Annotated in this window: 1 protein-coding gene; it reads left to right on the top strand. The window is 51.8% G+C overall.

Annotation, left to right across the window (positions count from 1 at the left end; all coding sequences use genetic code 11):
• Positions 1-359: Fic family protein (locus AC0L3B_RS38365; protein WP_473382783.1), on the top strand; the 359-nt coding region annotated here is incomplete at its 5' end.
• Positions 360-488 lie beyond the last annotated feature (129 nt).

Genomic DNA, 488 nt, shown 5'->3' on the forward strand with positions numbered 1-488 from the left:
CTTACCGTGAAGGCACCGTGCGTATCGCCCAATCGGATCACCTTCCTCCTGACGCAGTGATGGTGCCTGGGTACATGCAAGAGCTGGTTGGGTTTGTGAATAAGCAAGACGCGCCCAAGTATGATCTGATGAAAGTTGCGCTGGCCCACCATCGATTCGGCTGGATCCACCCCTTCGGAAACGGTAATGGTCGTGTCGTGCGCCTGCTGACCTACGCACTTCTGATGAAGTACTGCTTTAATGTCAATACAGGCGGGCGGGTTCTAAACCCTACCGCTGTATTTTGTATTGATCGAGAAAAGTACTACTCGATGCTATCGACTGCCGATACCGGAACAGAAGCGGGCCTTGAAGCTTAGTGTACTTATGTTCTGGCGGGCATCAAGGACGAATTGGCAAAAGTCGGCAAGCTGACTGACTATGATTACTTGACCAAACACATCCTGACCCCAACCGTCACACTCGCGAAAGAGCGAGGATGGATTACG

The sequence above is a fragment of the Bradyrhizobium sp. Kon56 genome, from assembly GCF_055807635.1.